This window comes from Saccharothrix sp. NRRL B-16348 (assembly GCF_001280085.1).
Lineage (GTDB): Bacteria > Actinomycetota > Actinomycetes > Mycobacteriales > Pseudonocardiaceae > Actinosynnema.
Map to the genome: position 1 here is coordinate 294,749 of NZ_LGED01000001.1, position 14,854 is coordinate 309,602.

Below are 14,854 nucleotides of genomic sequence, written 5' to 3' on the forward strand. Positions count from 1 at the left end.
GCATCGTGAAGCTCATCCTCACCGCTGACGTGACCGGCCTCGGTGGCCCCGGCGACATCGTCGAGGTCAAGGACGGCTACGGCCGCAACTACCTGCTGCCCCGCGGCCTGGCGATCCTCGCCACCAAGGGCGCGACCAAGCAGGTCGAGGTCATCCGCCGGGCGCAGGACACGCGCCGGGTGCGCGACCTGGACCACGCCAAGGAGATCAAGGCCACGCTCGAGGGCCTCGGCTCCGTGACGCTGAAGGCCAAGTCCGCGGCCGGCTCGAAGAAGCTGTTCGGCTCCGTCACCTCGTCCGACGTCGTGTCGGCCGTGCGTGCGGCCGGCGGTCCCGCGCTGGACAAGCGGGCCGTCGAGATCGCGGGTCACATCAAGACCCTCGGCAAGCACTCGGTGAACGTCCGGCTCCACCCGGAGGTCACCGTGTCGCTCTCGGTCGAGGTCGCGAGCGCGGTCTGACGTTTTTCCCGGAAGCGCCGTTCGACCAGGTGTTCTGGTCGGGCGGCGCTTTCGCACGTCTGGCTGTGGACAACTCTTGTGACACGTTGCGCGCGACACGCCGTGCCGGCGGTTACACGCGACACGCCGAAGGTGTGACGCATGACTTTTCCACAAACTTATCCACAGGGCTTGACCTAGCCTAACTTTTGTCTGGGCCCGAGTTGTACCCAGGTTGTCCACAGGTTTCCCCAGGCCTGTGGTCAGTTGGACGCGGCCATCCCCAAGCTGTCCACCGAGTTGTCCACAGGTGGGTTTGCCTACGCCATCCAGGTGGCTCTAGCGTCGCTGGACCACGGGGCGTGGCGTGGCGGACTTTGTCGGACCCACGAGGTACAACATCCGCACGGCAGCAGATTGGGGTGAGCTCACGGTGGCGCTGGTGGACGACCGGGGCATGGCCGAGCCCGGCTTCGAACGGCAGCCGCCGCAGGACCTCGCCGCCGAGCAGTCGGTGCTCGGCGGGATGCTGCTGAGCAAGGACGCGATCGCCGACGTGGTCGAGGTCCTGGCGCCCAACGACTTCTACCGGCCCGCGCACCAGGCCGTGTACGACTGCGTCCTCGACCTGTACGGGCGCGGCGAGCCGGCCGACCCGATCACGGTGTCCGCCGAGCTCGAACGCCGCGGCGAGCTGCTGCGCGTGGGCGGCGCGCCGTACCTGCACACCCTGATCGCCACCGTGCCGACAGCGGCCAACGCCTCCTACTACGCCGAGATCGTGGCGGAGAAGGCCGTGCTGCGGCGGTTGGTCGAGGCGGGCACGAGGATCGTGCAGCTCGGCTACAACGGCGCCGAGGGCGCGGACGTGGACGAGGTGGTCGACCGGGCGCAGGCGGCGATCTACGAGGTCACCGAGCGCCGCACCACCGAGGACTACGTGGTGCTGGAGGAGCTGCTCCAGCCGACCATGGACGAGATCGACGCCATCGCCTCGCGCGGCGGCTCGTCGCTGGGCATCCCCACCGGCTTCGCGGACCTGGACGAGCTGACCAACGGCCTGCACCCCGGTCAGATGATCATCGTCGCGGCCCGGCCGGGCGTCGGCAAGGCACTCGCGCTCGAGACCCCGCTGGCAACCCCCACCGGGTGGACGACCATGGGTCAGGTCGCCGTCGGCGACCTGCTCATCGGTGCGGACGGTCGGCCGACGACCGTGGTAGCCGCGACCGACGTGATGCACGGCAGGCCGTGCTACGAGGTCGAGTTCTCGGATGGCTCCGTGGTCGTGGCCGATGCCGAGCACCAATGGCTCACCGAGACCAGGGGGTCACGTCGTTCGGCGCAGGAGGCCGCGGCTCGGCCGGGTCGCGGGCAACGGGTTGCGAACGGCATCCGCACCACCCGGGAGATCGCCGTAACCCTGCGGTGCGAGACGGCGGACGGCCGGCTGAACCACTCGGTGGTCAACACCCGGGCACTGGACCTGCCCGACGCGTCGCTGCCGATCGGTCCGTACACGCTCGGCGCGTGGCTGGGCGACGGCCATTCCGCCAGCTCCAGGATCACCACCGCTGACCCCGAGATCGTGTGGAACATCGAGGCCGAGGGTTACGACGTGGTGCCGCGGGGCGGGCTGCTCTACAGCATCAAACTGCCCACGGCGAACACCTCGGACGTGCGCGAGTGCGTCGTCTGCGGCACTGCTTTCACGCCGAAGACCACGCAGGTCAAGACCTGCGGTCGCAGCTGCGGCGGCAAGTCGCGCTTCACGTCGAGCCCCGTGCCCGCGCCGACTTGCCCGGACTGCGGCGCGCCGTCGTCCGGCATGCGCCGATGCCAGGACTGCCACCACGACCACGGCACCGTCCAGGCGCTCCTGCGAGGCCTCGGCGTGCTGGGCGACAAGCACGTCCCGTCGGCTTACCTGCGGGCATCCGTCGCACAGCGGCGGGCGTTGCTCGCTGGGCTGCTCGACACCGACGGCACCGTCACGGCCGGTGGGTCCGTGCAGTTCTCGGTGACCAACGAACGCTTGGCCGAGGACGTTCGCGAACTCGTGGTGAGCCTCGGCTACCGGTGCTCGATCAGCACCAAACCGGTCCGCGGACGCAGCGAACTGACCTCCACCGCGTACACCTTGACCTTCGGTACGGATGACGACGTGTTCGGCATCGAGCGCAAGCGGCTGACGTTGAAGGAACGGCGGCGTGCCCGGAACGTGGTTCGGACGGGGTCGCGGTTCATCGTCGACGTGCGCCCGATCCCGAGTGTGCCGGTGCGGTGCGTGGAAGTGGACAACGAGGACCACCTGTACCTGGCCGGACGATCCATGATCCCGACCCACAACTCCACCCTGGGGCTCGACTTCGCCAGGTCGTGCTCGGTGAAGCACGGGTTGACCAGCGCGATCTTCTCGCTGGAGATGTCGCGCACGGAGATCGTCATGCGCATGCTCTCGGCCGAGGCGCGCATCCGGCTCGGCGACATGCGCGGTGGGCGGATGAGCGACGACGACTGGACCCGGTTGGCGCGGCGGATGAGCGAGATCAGCGAGGCGCCGCTGTTCGTCGACGACTCGCCGAACCTGACCATGATGGAGATCCGGGCCAAGGCGCGGCGGTTGAAGCAGCGCCACGACCTGCGGCTGGTCGTGGTCGACTACCTCCAGCTGATGTCGTCGGGCAAGCGCACCGAGTCCCGCCAGCAGGAGGTCTCGGAGTTCTCCCGGAACCTCAAGCTGATCGCCAAGGAGCTCGAGGTGCCGGTGATCGCGATCAGCCAGCTGAACCGAGGCCCGGAACAGCGGACCGACAAGCGACCGCAGCTGTCCGACCTGCGCGAGTCCGGCTCGCTGGAGCAGGACGCCGACATGGTGATCCTGATCAACCGCCCGGACGCGTGGGAACGCGACGACCCGCGCGCCGGCGAGGCGGACCTGATCATCGCCAAGCACCGCGCCGGCCCGACGGCCACCATCACCGTCGCCCACCAGCTCCACTACAGCCGCTTCGCCGACCTCGCCCAGGGCTGACGGGGGCCCGGGTCCACCCGGCCGGCCGGAGCAACGACAGCACGTCGGAGGCATCGTGCGCGCAGGCGTCGTGGTCACGGCACAGCCCGGTGTGGAGGAGCTCGCCGTGCTGGCCGAGGAACTGGGCTTGCGCAGCTTCTGGGTCAACGACACCCCGATGGTCCACGGCGACCCCTTCGTCGCCCTCGCACTGTGCGCGAAGGCCACCAGCCGCATCAGGCTCGGCGTCGGCGTGACCTCGCCGGCGCTGCGCTCCGTACCGGCCGCCGCGAGCGGGTTCGCCAGCCTCAACGCCCTGGCGCCGGGCCGGATCATCTGCGGGGTCGGCACCGGGAACACCGCCCGGCGCACCCTGGGCATGCCGCCGACCACGGCGGCCACCCTCGAGGAGTTCACCGCCGCGCTCCAGGACCTGTGCGCCGGACGGTCGACCGGGTACCGCGAAGGCGACCGGGTCCGCGACATCCGGTTCCCGCGCACCGGGGCGCACGTGAACACCACCGACCCGATCGAGTTCGTCGTGGCCGCGCTCGGACCGAAGGCCGCCGCCGTCGCCGGCCGCCTCGGCACCGGCCTCATCTCCTTCGGCCTGCTGGACCCCGCCGCCTGGCACGTGCTGCACGACGCCCGCCGCCGCGCCGCCCGACACCCCGGCGCACCCACGGATTCCTACGTGGTCACCGCGCTCCACGTGCTGGACGAGGGCGAGGACCCCCGCAGCGACGCGGCCCGCGACGCGACCGGCCACCTCGTCCTGTCGCTGCTGGCGTTCGCCGCCGACACCGCCGCCGACACACCCTCGTTCGCCGAGCGGCTCGGCCCCGAGGAACGCGAAGCGGTGCGGCGACTGCTCGACCGGCGAGGCACCACCGCCACCGCGCCGGACCGGCACACCAAGCTCTACCCCGGCTACCTCGGCCGCATCGCACCCCGGGACCGCGACCTGGTCCTGCCCTCGCTGATGAACGCCCTCGCCCTGGTCGGCACCCGCGACGACCTCCGCACCCGCGTCACCGCCCTGGAGCAGGCCGGCATCGCCGAACTCCTCATCCAGCCGGTGGTCGACCCGCCCACCGAGATGGCACGGCTCGCCGATCTCCTCACGTGAGCGGACCCCGCACCACCACGAGCGCCGAGCCCGCCTCGGACAGGAAACTTCCCGGAGGACGAGGTCCCGATGTCGACGACCTCATCCGGTGCGCAAGTACTTCGCCGAGTTCGCACCCGGCAGCTGAGTCAGGCGTCCGCGGCCACCGCGCGGCGCAGGGCGTCGACCGTCGTCTCCGGCGAGGTGTTGAAGCAGAACACGATGCCGGGGACGAGCCGGTTGATCAGGTTGACGAGCCGTTCGAACAGCAGGGTGTGCTCCGGCGCCATCCGCAGGCCCGCGCCGATCATCACGACCCGGAGCGGGTGGTCGGCGACGCACTCCCGCACCTTCCGCTCCGCCTCGTCCGGGTCGGCGGACACCTGGCACGGCACGATGTCGAACCCCTCCGCGCGCAGTGCCGCCTCGCCCGCCGCGATCCGGGCGGTCAGCGTCTCCTGGTCGAGGCCGGGGTACCGGCTGTAGTCGATGGCGCTCGGGTGCAGGCCGAGCGACAGGATTCCGATCACCACGGGACGATCCCCTTTCGGTCGAAGAAGCCGCCGGTCGGCCCGTCCGAGTCGACGCGGGCCAGCCGGACGATCACGTCGGCGTCCTCGGCCACCGTCTGGAAGCCCGCGTGGTCGGTGAGGTCGGTCGCCGTGTAGCCGGGGTCGACCGCGTTGACCAGGACGCCGTCGAGGGCGCGGGCGTACTGGCTGGTGATCATGTTCAGCGCCGCTTTCGACGCGGGGTAGCCGAGCTGCGCGGGCACGAGGTCGAACCAGCGCGGGTCGTTCGCCACGGTGAAGGATCCCATCCCGCTGGACACCATCACGACCCTGGGCCGCTCGGCCGCGCGCAGGAGCGGCAGGAAGGCGTTGGTCACCCGGACGGCGCCGAACACGTTCACCTCGAACACCTCGCGCAGCGAAGCGGCCGTCGTGTCGGTGGGCGGGCTCACCCGGCCGCCGACCCCGGCGTTGTTCACGAGCACGTCCAGCCGGCCGACCTCGGCCCTCACGGTGTCGGCGGCCGTCGCCACGGACTCGTCGGAGGTCACGTCGAGCGGGACGAACCGCACGTCCAGGCCCGCCGCGGCCAGTTCCGCCACCGCCGCGCCACCGCGTCCGGCGTCCCGTGCCGCGAGGAACACGTCCCACCCCAGTGCCGCGAGCCGGCGCACCGTTTCCCGTCCCAGCCCCTTGTTCGCCCCGGTGACCAGGGCAGTCGTCGTCATGACCGCAGCCTCGCCGCCGGTGCCGCCTGGTGCCAGGACCGCCGGCGCCTGGGATCGCCGGTACCACCCCGAGGAGTCGCCGCTTCGGCAGGATGGTGGTCGTGGACAGAGCTGAACTGGCGGCCGTGCTGCGCACCGCGCGGTCACGGGTCAAGCCCGCGGACGTCGGCCTGCCCGCCGGTCCGCGCAGGCAGGTGCCCGGTCTGCGCCGCGAGGAGGTCGCCCAGCTCGCGGGTCTCGGCGTCGACTACGTGATCCGGCTGGAGCAGGGCCGGGGCCCCAAGCCGTCGACCCAGGTGCTCAGCGCGCTGGCCAGGGCGTTGAGGCTGAGCGACGACGACCGCGACACGCTGTTCCGGCTCGCCGACTCCGCGCCGCCGCAAGCCGGCCGGGTCCCGGTGCTGGTCCGGCAGAGCGTGCTCCGGCTGCTGGACCGCATGTCCGACCTGCCCGCCCTCGTGCTGTCGGCGAAGTCCGACGTGCTCGCCTGGAACCCGCTCGCCACCGCGCTGCTCGGCGACTTCTCCGAGCTGCCGCCCGAACGCCGCAACCTCATCCGGCAGCGGTTCCTCGGGACCGGCGTCGGCCGGGTCACCCTGTCACCGGACTCGGACTCGGCGGCCGACTGCGTCGCCTGCCTGCGGACCGCGCAGGCCCGCTACCCGCGCGACCCCGACCTCGCCCGCCTCGTCGCCGACCTGCGCGCCGGCAGCGCGCGGTTCGACGGCCTGTGGCGAGCCGGGCGCTCCGGGCGGCTGCGGGCGGGCCGCACCACGATCGAGCACCCCGACCTCGGCCCGCTCACCCTGGACTGCGACGTCCTCCTGGTGCCGGAGTCGGACCAGACCCTGCTGGTCTACTCGGCCGCTCCCGGCACACCCTCGGCATCGGCGCTGGGCCTGCTCCGCGTCACCGGTCTCGAGCAGTTCAGCCACTGACACCCGCCGGGATCGCCGGCCGGCTGCCGCGTGAGCGATCAGGAATCGAGAAGCGCAGGTCAGGGCGCGTGCCTAGGCTGAACGCCATGGACCTGACGATTCACACGAGCGCCCTCCCGCACGACGACCCGGACGCGTCCCTCGCCTTCTACCGCGACACCCTCGGCTTCGAGGTCCGCAGTGACGTCGGCCAGGGCCGGATGCGCTGGATCACGGTCGGTCCCGTCGGCCGTCCCGACACGTCGATCCTGCTGGCGCCGCCCGCCGCCGACCCCAACATCACCGAGGACGAGCGCCGCACCATCACCGAGATGATGGCCAAGGGCACCTACGGCTGGATCCTGCTGGCCACCCACGACCTCGACGCGACGTTCGAGAAGGTGCAGGCGGGCGACGCCGAGGTGGTCCAGGAGCCGACCGTGCAGCCGTACGGCGTCCGCGACTGCGCCTTCCGGGACCCCGCGGGCAACCTGATCCGCATCCAAGAGCTCAGCTGACCGGGAGGTCCCACCATGTGCCACCCCTCTTGGGCCCGCGCACGCGCCGAGGCGCAGCGGCTCGAAGACCTGGCGCGGTCGCGCGGAGCGCACGACCGGACCGACCCCGGGGACACGGGGCCGGCGGACGTCGAGGCGTTCATCCCCGCCGGCACGGCGCGTGGAGCGGGCGCGGTCGTCACGGTCGGCGGCTCGGGCGGCTGAACCGCGTCAGCCGCCGATCGCGGTCAAGATGGTCACCAGGTCCGCGACCAGGGCCTCCTCGGGCGGGGCGACCAGGTCGCGGCCGTTCTTGACCCTGCTGGTGAGCTTGACCAGGACGTGCGTCGTGCCGTCGACCACGTAACCGGCCTGCACGTAACCCGAGCTGCTGCCCCCGCCACCCTCCAAGGTGTAGACGACGGCGTACCCGGTGCCGCCGAGCGGGAGTTCGTACACCGGCCCGAACTTGTACTTGTCGTCGGACGATCGTTCCAGCAGGCTCCGCAGCTCCCTCGCCAGCTCTTCCTCGGCGGGGGTGTTCGAGTCCTTCTCCTTCACCTCGACGGCGATGCCCACCGTGCGGTGCACGGAACCTTCGCTGTAGGACCGGTCGTCGGGCGGCTCGTACGTGCAACCACCGCGTTTGGGCATGAGGACGACACCCAGCTTCCCGGCCGCCGCGCCGAACTTCCCGCACACGGCCTCGGTCGTGGTGCCACCGGCGACCGGCTTCGCCCCCGTCGCGGCCAGGGTCGGGTGCTGCGCCAGGTCGGGCTTGGTGATCTGCGGCGCGCCCGGCTGCCCGTCACCGCTGAGCGCCTTGACGATGTCGGAGATCTCCCGATAGGTGATCTCCTCGGTGAGCGGATCCGCCAACACGCGTTCGCCGCCCTTGGCCGCACGGTGGACGTTGCCCCACAGCGCGACCCACATGAGGTCGTCCCCCGACCGGAACACCGCTTCGGTGTCGGTCCGCGCGTTGGTGGCGCCGACCGCCTTCGTCACCCGGTGGAAGATGTACCCGCCGTCGCCAGCGGGGAAGTGCTCGATCTTGCTCGACGCGTAGCTGGGGTTCTTCAGCTCAGCGTCCCGCATGCGCACGGCCTGGTCGTAGAAGCGCTGGAAGAGGTCTTCCGTGTCGCCTCGCCAACTGGCGACGTCGGAACTCATCATGATCGCGCCGTCGGTCAGCAAGGACAGCCCGGGCGTGATGAAGCGGCAGTTGATCCCGCCGCTCGTCTCCCCCGCGGAGATCCGCCGGTACCCCCTGGGCGTCATCGCCTTCTCCACCGAGCCGCACATCGCGTCGACCCCGTCGCCGTGGCGGAGGGCGCCCAGGTCGGGGAACGCCAGCTGGGCCAGCGCGGCGTTCTTCGGTAGGTCCTCGCCCACCGGGGACGAGCCGCCACCCGACTGCCAGAACCACACGCCGACCCCGCCGCCGAGCACCACCACCAGCACCACGACGATCACCGCGACCACCCGGCCCGTGCGCTTCTTCGGCGGGCCGGGCGGAACCGGCATCCCCTGCGGCGGCTGGAAGTGGTGCGGTGGCGGGTACTGCGGCGCCGGGTACCGCGGCGGCGGACGGTGCTGCGGACCTTGCTGCTGGTAGGACAAGCTGAGTTCTCCCCTGGGATTCGCGGCATGCGGCAGGGCAGCCGGCGACTCCGGCACCATACGATCCCCGCGACACCCGTGATGTCAGGCGAACAACGGACACCAGGGCCGGATCAGCCGGCGTTCGAGGTCGCCCGGTCGCGGCGCTCGCGGATCATTCCCGCACCCGCGGAACTGCGCATACGATCAAGAGATGCCACCCGACGCGGCGCGGCGCAGCGACCGTTCGAGGCGGGCGATCCTCCTGGCCGCGTTGGAGTTGGTCGAGGCGCTCGGCCACTCCCGGTTGACCATCGAGGCGGTCGCGGCCCGGGCCGGCGTCGGCAAGCAGACGATCTACCGGTGGTGGCCGTCGAAGGGGCCGTTGCTGTTCGACGCCTTCGTGGAGTTCGGGCCCGCCGCGGCGGACGAGCCGCCCAGCGGTGTGCTGGCCGTCGACCTCAAGCGGGAGCTGCGGGCCGCGGCCGAGGAGTTGACCGAGCGGCGGTTCGACCAGGTATGCCGGGCGTTGGTGCACGAGGCCCGCACGGACCTGGTGATGTTGCTGCTGATGCCCCGCCGGATGGCGTTGGAGGAGCGATTACACGGGGCCCGGCGATTGGGGGAGGTGCGAGCCGACGCCGACGTGTCGACGGCGGCGGAGTTGTTGTTGGGCCCCGTTTACCAGCGGTGGTTCCTGCGGACGGCGCCGTTGACCGGCGAGTTCGCCGACGCGGTGGTCGACCTGGTGCTCCGCGCGCTGAGCGGGTGACCATGATCGGTAAGGTTCGTCGATCATGGGGTACGCGGTGGTCGACGTGGAGACGACCGGGTTCTCCGCGCACGGTTCGGATCGGGTGGTCGAGGTGGCCGTCGTCGGGCTGGACGACGCGGGCCGGGTCACCGACGAGTGGTGCACCCTGCTCAACCCACGGCGCGACCTCGGGCCGCAGCACGTGCACCGGATCCGCGCGGCCGACGTGTGGCACGCGCCGACGTTCGCGCAGGCCGCCGGCGCGCTGGCGGCACGTCTCGCCGAACGGGTCGTGGTCGCGCACAACCTGTCGTTCGACGCCCGGTTCCTGACCGCCGAGTTCGCCCGCGCCGGGGTGGACCTGCCGGTGACGGGCCTGTGCACGATGCGCCTGGCCGACCGGTACCTGCCGAACCGGGTCGGGCGGTCGTTGGCGGCGTGCTGCGAGGCGGCCGGTGTGGTGCTCGACTCGGCGCACTCCGCGCTGCACGACGCCCGCGCCACGGCCGCGTTGTTCGCCCACTACCTGCGGTTCGGCGTGCCGGCGGCCGAGCCCGTGCCGCGCGTGCCGCTGCCGGACGACGTGGTGGAGGTGCGGCGGGGCACGGCCGCGCCGGTGTCGCGCCGGCCGGAACTGGTGACGTTGGTGCGCGGCGACCGGGTGGTGTTCACGGGCCAGATGCACGCGCCGCGCGAGGAGTGGGTCGACCTGGCCGCGTCGGCCGGGCTGGTGAGCCAGGGGCACGTGACCAAGGCGACCCGCGTCGTCGTGGCCGCCGACCCGTTCACGCTGTCGAGCAAGGCGCGACGGGCGCGGGCGTACCGGGTGCCGATCGTGTCCGAGGAGGACTTCGCCGGGATGCTCGGCCTGCTGGGTGTTACAGCGCCGGACAAAGATCACCGGACCGGGTGGCGTCGGGACTATTGAAAAGCCCGCCGGCCGCGGGGAGGCTCTTCACGGACAGGCCATGCCTCAGCGGAAGGCACGAGTCCTATGAGTACCGTGCAGCCAACGGCTTCCCGTGCGGTGTGGGACGAGTTCGTCTCGGAACTGCCGGTCGGGGTACTGCTCCAGGACGAGAACGGCGTGGTGCTCGCCGCGAACCCGATGGCGTCGTCGCTGCTCGGTGACGCCTGCGCCCGCGACGACTCCGGGGCGCCGCTGCCCAGTTGCGCCGACCTGGCCGCGCAGGTGCTGCGCACCGGATCACCGCTGACCATCCCGATGATGCTGCCGCACGCCCAGGTGTGGGCCGAGTACTACCCGATCGGGGTGCGCGGTCAGGTGTTGGTGCTGCTGCGGCCGGTGCAGGCGGACGTGCCGCACAGCGCCGGCCTGCTCGACGCGCTGACCGGGCTGCCGGGGCGGGCGCTGCTGCTCGACCGGCTGGACCAGGCGTTGATCCGGGCACGCACCCAGGGCACGTTGGCGTCCCTGGTGCTGGCGGACGTGCACCGGATGGCGGCGGTGAACGCGGCCCACGGCTTCCGGCGCGGCGACGAGTTGCTGGCCGTGCTGGCGAAACGGCTGCGGCAGGGTTTACGGGCCGACTACACGGTGGCGCGGTACGGCGGCGACTCGTTCGCCGTGGTCGCGGAGCACCCGAACGGCAGCGGCGAGGCGGTCGCGGCACGGGTGCGCGAGCTGGCCGGGCGCGCGGTGCGGCTCGGCGGCGAACGCGTGCGCACCGGCGTGCGGGTGTGCTGGGTGACCAGCGACGGCGAAGCGCCGCTGCACTCCGTGATCGCGCACGTCGAGGAACGCCTGCGCCACTGAGTTGCCCAGCCCCGCGACGAGACCGGGCCCCTGGTACTGAGGTGCCAGGGGCCCGGTCGCGGGGGGTGTCGAGCGGCGGATCAGATCCGCGGCATCACGGCGGTGTCCTCAAGCGGGTTGAACACGCTGCGCGCGTCGATGCCCGCCAGGGCCGGCGCCTGGGCCTCGGTGAACTGCGTCGGACCGGCGCCACCCTGCACCGGGTTGACGTTCAGACCGCTCAGCGACAGCGGCGGCACCATCGGGGACTCGGTGCGGGGCTGCGCCACACCGGGCACGGGCAGCACGAACGGCAGCCCGGCCGGCGCCGCGATCGGCAGCGACGACACGGCGCGACCGCCCGGGACGAGACCGGCGAGCACGTCGTGCACCGGCAGGCTCTCCACGGCCGGGATGCCCTGCGTCACGGCGAGGTCGTCGACCAGCGGCAGGCTGCCGCCGAACGAGCGCTCGGCCGACTCGGCCGTCACCGAACGGGTCAGCAGACCCGCGAGGGGCACCGTGCGGAGGGCGGCGCGGGTCGCCTCGGCGATCGGCGGCAGCCCGTGGCGGAGCACCTGGTCGATGTTGCCGATGCGCGGCATCTGCTGGGTCGGCAGCTCGGCCTTCGACAGCGCGGTCAGGGGCGCGGTGGCCTCCGGCAGCTCGGCCTTCGACAGCGCGGCGATCGGCGCGGTCGCCTCCGCCAGCTCCGGCTTGGGCAGCTCCGGCTTCGGCGCATCCAGCTCGGGCGCCTCCAACTCCGGCGCTTCCGGCTTCGGGACCGACCTGGCCAGCAGGTCGCTGCCCGGCAGTTCGACCTGGTGCAGGCGGTCGATCGGCAGGCCGCGCAGGTCGTGGATCCCCGGCAGGGCCACCGGCACGGTGTACTGGGACACGCGGCCGAGCAGGTCCAGGGTCGGCAGCTCGGTGACCCGCAGCAGGCTGTCGAGGCTCGCCGGGAGCTGGATGCCCCGGCTCGCGTCGGCGACCGGCGCGGCGTCGCCCCGGTCGTCGCCGGTGCGCACGTCGTTGCTGTCGTGCGCGTTCGTGGTGGCGGTGCCGAGCACGTCCACCGGGATGCCGAACATGCGCGCGAACGCCTCGGTCGGCGCCTCGATGTCGTGCGCGGTGACCGCGCCGCGGCCCTCGGTGGTGGTCACGCCACCGGACTGGCTCTGCGACCGGCTGGCGGTCGCGGCGTCCGCGAGGCCGGCGACGGTCACGGCGTCACCGTGCACCGACGGCGTGACACCGGCGGGCGCGGTGAGCAGGTTGCCCGACCACGCGCTGTCCTCGGCGGAGGTCAGGTGCCGGCCACCGGCGATCAGGCCGGTCCTGTTGTCCGTCCGGGACTCGCCGTTGCCGGCGGCGGTGACGGCGTCGCCGAACACCTGCAGCGGGATCGACGGCTGCGCGCCGATGCCGTTGCCCGAGAACGACGCGTCGTCGCCGGAGGTCTGCACGTCGCCGCCGGAGTGCGAGCCGAACTGGTTGCGGCTCTCCGACTCGACGTTGCTGCCCGCGCCGATCGCGCTGCCGAACACCTGCGGCGAGGACGCCTCGGGCAGCGACAGCACGTTGCCCGACAGCGAGCCCTCGTCGCCGGTGGTGGTGGCGGCGCCGCCGGAGCGGGAGTCGAGCTTGCTGTCGGTCTCCGACGAGCCGTTGCCGACCGCGACCGCGGAGTCGCCGAAGACCTGCGCCGGGTTCGAGGTGGGTACGTGCACGATGTTGCCCGAGGCGGAGCCGTGCTTGCCGTTGGCCTTCGGCGGGTTGCCGAGGTCGATCTCGGTGTCGCTGTCGGTCTTCGACGTCGGGTTGGCGACCGCGCCGCCCGAGTTGCCGAACACCTGGCCGCCGAGGGCGGTCGGTGCGGACACCACGTTGCTGGACACGGTGCCGTTGTCGTCGACGCTGGTCGCGACCCGGCCGGAGCGCACGGTCTTGTTCTCGGTGGCCCTGCCGGTGGGCGTGCCCGCCGCGCCGAAGCCGTTGCCGAACGCCTCGGCGGGCGCGCCGAGCGGCACCTGGCCGACGTTGCCGGAGCCGACCGCGTCGTTGCCGGTCGTGCCGTTGTAGCCGCCGGAGTCCGCGACGACGTCGTTGCCGCACTCGGCGTCGGCGATGCCGCCGCCGGTCAGGCCGTTGCCGCACAGGTCGGCCGCGCCGGCGGGCGGCAGGTTCGCCGAGTTCGCCGACAGCACGGACCGGTCGCCGTTGGTGTAGGTGTCGCCGCCGGAGACCGCGGTGGCCTCGTTCGCGTGCCGGGCCGAGCCGGTGCCCACGCCGGACAGCGCGTTGCCCGCGCCGGAGACCGGCAGGGCGACGGGCGCGTCGACGAAGGTGCCGGACAGCACCGAGTCCTGGCCGGCGGTGAAGCTGTTGCCGCCGGCTTCGGCGTCGTGCGCCATCGCGTTGGAGACCTGCGCGTTGCCGCCGCCCGCCAGGGCGTTGTCGCCCGCGGCGACGGGACCGGCGAACGCGGGCTGGACCACGTTGCCCGAGAGCGTGCCGTCGTTGCCGGAGGTGGCCGTCCACATCGGGAGGTCGGTCCGGTCGCGCTGGGTGGTGCCTGCGTCCGAGGACGCCCGGTTCTCGCTGGCGGTGTCCGCGTTGCCCGCGGCGCCGACGCCGTTGCCGGTGACCGCGACGACCGGCGCGAGCGGCACGCCGAGGACGTTGCCGCCGCCGGAGCTGCGGTCGCCGGTGGTGGTCAGCGAGCCGACGGCCTGCGCGTCGTTCGCCGACGTGGCCCGGCTGTAGGAGTTGCCGCCGGCGGCGACCGCGTTGTTGGTCACCTGCGCGGGCAGCGCGCCCTGGACGGCGGCGATGTTGCCCGACAGCGAGCCGTCCTCGCCCGAGGTCCGGACCCGGTCGCCCGCGGTCGCCCGCTGGTAGGACGCGGCGCGCGACTCGGCGTTGGCCAGGGCGGCGATCGCGTTGCCGTTGACCTGGGGTGAGACGGCGGCGGCGGCGTGCGCCACGTTGCCGGCCAGGGTGCCGCGGGAGCCGTCGGCGTTGATCTCGCCCGCGCTGCTGGCCGACTGGACGCACACGCCGTCGGTGTAGGCGTCGCCGCCGGCCGCGATCGCGTTGCCGCAGACGCTGACCGGCACGACGACGTCGGCGTCGGCGGTGTTGCCGCGGGTCAGACCCGCGCCGTCGACGCCCGCCGCCCGCTCCTGCGCGTTGCGGACCAGGGGGTTGGCCGGGACGGCGATGTCGCGGACGGGCAGGTCGGCCGCGCCGGGCGTGCCGAACTCCTGGTGGATGGACGGCAGGTCGTGGTTGCCGACCAGGGTGCCCAGGTTGTTGTGGTCGACGTCGACCGGCACGCGCACCTTGGCGTCGAGCGGATTCGGTTTCGCGTCGGGGTTGACGTTCTCCTGGGCTGAAGCGATGCCCGTACCGAGCATCAGCAAACCACCCGTGACAAGTGCGGTCTGGAGACCGCGCTTGGCCCAGGTTTGCATGGGTTCTCCTTCTTCTGTCCCTTGCGGGAGGTGAGGGGTGGCCGGACGCGG

Annotated in this window: 13 protein-coding genes; 9 read left to right on the plus strand and 4 right to left on the minus strand. The window is 72.4% G+C overall.

The window, feature by feature from the left end; all coding sequences use genetic code 11:
- The first annotated feature begins 2 nt into the window (after positions 1 to 2).
- The 3 genes from rplI (at position 3) to ADK67_RS01480 (ending at position 4,582) form a co-directional block, all read left to right on the plus strand.
- Positions 3 to 461: a 50S ribosomal protein L9 gene (gene rplI, locus ADK67_RS01470; RefSeq protein WP_053714491.1), complete on the plus strand. Its 459-nt coding sequence runs from the start codon at positions 3 to 5 to the stop codon at positions 459 to 461.
- A gap of 412 nt (positions 462 to 873) precedes the next feature.
- Positions 874 to 3,474: a replicative DNA helicase gene (gene dnaB, locus ADK67_RS01475; RefSeq protein ID WP_053714492.1), complete on the plus strand. Its 2,601-nt coding sequence runs from the start codon at positions 874 to 876 to the stop codon at positions 3,472 to 3,474.
- A gap of 55 nt (positions 3,475 to 3,529) precedes the next feature.
- The gene (locus tag ADK67_RS01480) at positions 3,530 to 4,582 is read left to right on the plus strand and encodes an LLM class flavin-dependent oxidoreductase (RefSeq protein WP_053714493.1); all 1,053 of its coding nucleotides are present in this window, start codon (positions 3,530 to 3,532) and stop codon (positions 4,580 to 4,582) included.
- 128 nt (positions 4,583 to 4,710) lie between these two features.
- Here ADK67_RS01480 and ADK67_RS01485 read toward each other — a convergent pair whose 3' ends face one another.
- Positions 4,711 to 5,094, minus strand: a complete 384-nt coding sequence (locus ADK67_RS01485; RefSeq protein WP_197289223.1) for a hypothetical protein — start codon at positions 5,092 to 5,094, stop codon at positions 4,711 to 4,713.
- The gene (locus ADK67_RS01490) at positions 5,088 to 5,801 is read right to left on the minus strand and encodes an SDR family oxidoreductase (protein ID WP_053714494.1); all 714 of its coding nucleotides are present in this window, start codon (positions 5,799 to 5,801) and stop codon (positions 5,088 to 5,090) included. The genes ADK67_RS01485 and ADK67_RS01490 overlap by 7 nt, the downstream gene beginning before the upstream one ends.
- A gap of 92 nt (positions 5,802 to 5,893) precedes the next feature.
- On the opposite strand from ADK67_RS01490, the gene ADK67_RS01495 reads away from it, so the two are divergent.
- From ADK67_RS01495 to ADK67_RS01505, 3 genes are all read left to right on the plus strand, one after another.
- A complete protein-coding gene (locus ADK67_RS01495; protein WP_082403129.1) occupies positions 5,894 to 6,739 on the plus strand; it encodes a helix-turn-helix transcriptional regulator in 846 nt (281 codons plus the stop codon).
- An 86-nt stretch (positions 6,740 to 6,825) separates the two neighbouring features.
- A complete protein-coding gene (locus ADK67_RS01500; protein WP_053714495.1) occupies positions 6,826 to 7,236 on the plus strand; it encodes a VOC family protein in 411 nt (136 codons plus the stop codon).
- Between the two features lie 15 nt (positions 7,237 to 7,251).
- On the plus strand, positions 7,252 to 7,440 hold the full coding sequence (locus ADK67_RS01505; protein WP_053714496.1) for a hypothetical protein: 189 nt from the start codon (positions 7,252 to 7,254) through the stop codon (positions 7,438 to 7,440).
- A 6-nt stretch (positions 7,441 to 7,446) separates the two neighbouring features.
- Here the strand turns inward: ADK67_RS01505 and ADK67_RS01510 are convergent, their stop codons facing one another.
- Complete coding sequence (locus tag ADK67_RS01510) at positions 7,447 to 8,838, minus strand: hypothetical protein (RefSeq protein WP_053714497.1); 1,392 nt, start codon at positions 8,836 to 8,838, stop codon at positions 7,447 to 7,449.
- Positions 8,839 to 9,031: 193 nt separating this feature from the next.
- On the opposite strand from ADK67_RS01510, the gene ADK67_RS01515 reads away from it, so the two are divergent.
- From ADK67_RS01515 to ADK67_RS01525, 3 genes are all read left to right on the plus strand, one after another.
- The gene (locus ADK67_RS01515; protein ID WP_053714498.1) at positions 9,032 to 9,589 is read left to right on the plus strand and encodes a TetR/AcrR family transcriptional regulator; all 558 of its coding nucleotides are present in this window, start codon (positions 9,032 to 9,034) and stop codon (positions 9,587 to 9,589) included.
- A gap of 25 nt (positions 9,590 to 9,614) precedes the next feature.
- A complete protein-coding gene (locus tag ADK67_RS01520) occupies positions 9,615 to 10,499 on the plus strand; it encodes an exonuclease domain-containing protein (protein WP_053714499.1) in 885 nt (294 codons plus the stop codon).
- A 66-nt stretch (positions 10,500 to 10,565) separates the two neighbouring features.
- Positions 10,566 to 11,348: a sensor domain-containing diguanylate cyclase gene (locus ADK67_RS01525; protein ID WP_053714500.1), complete on the plus strand. Its 783-nt coding sequence runs from the start codon at positions 10,566 to 10,568 to the stop codon at positions 11,346 to 11,348.
- A gap of 80 nt (positions 11,349 to 11,428) precedes the next feature.
- Here the strand turns inward: ADK67_RS01525 and ADK67_RS01530 are convergent, their stop codons facing one another.
- On the minus strand, positions 11,429 to 14,803 hold the full coding sequence (locus ADK67_RS01530) for a hypothetical protein (RefSeq protein WP_157619841.1): 3,375 nt from the start codon (positions 14,801 to 14,803) through the stop codon (positions 11,429 to 11,431).
- Positions 14,804 to 14,854: the final 51 nt, after the last annotated feature.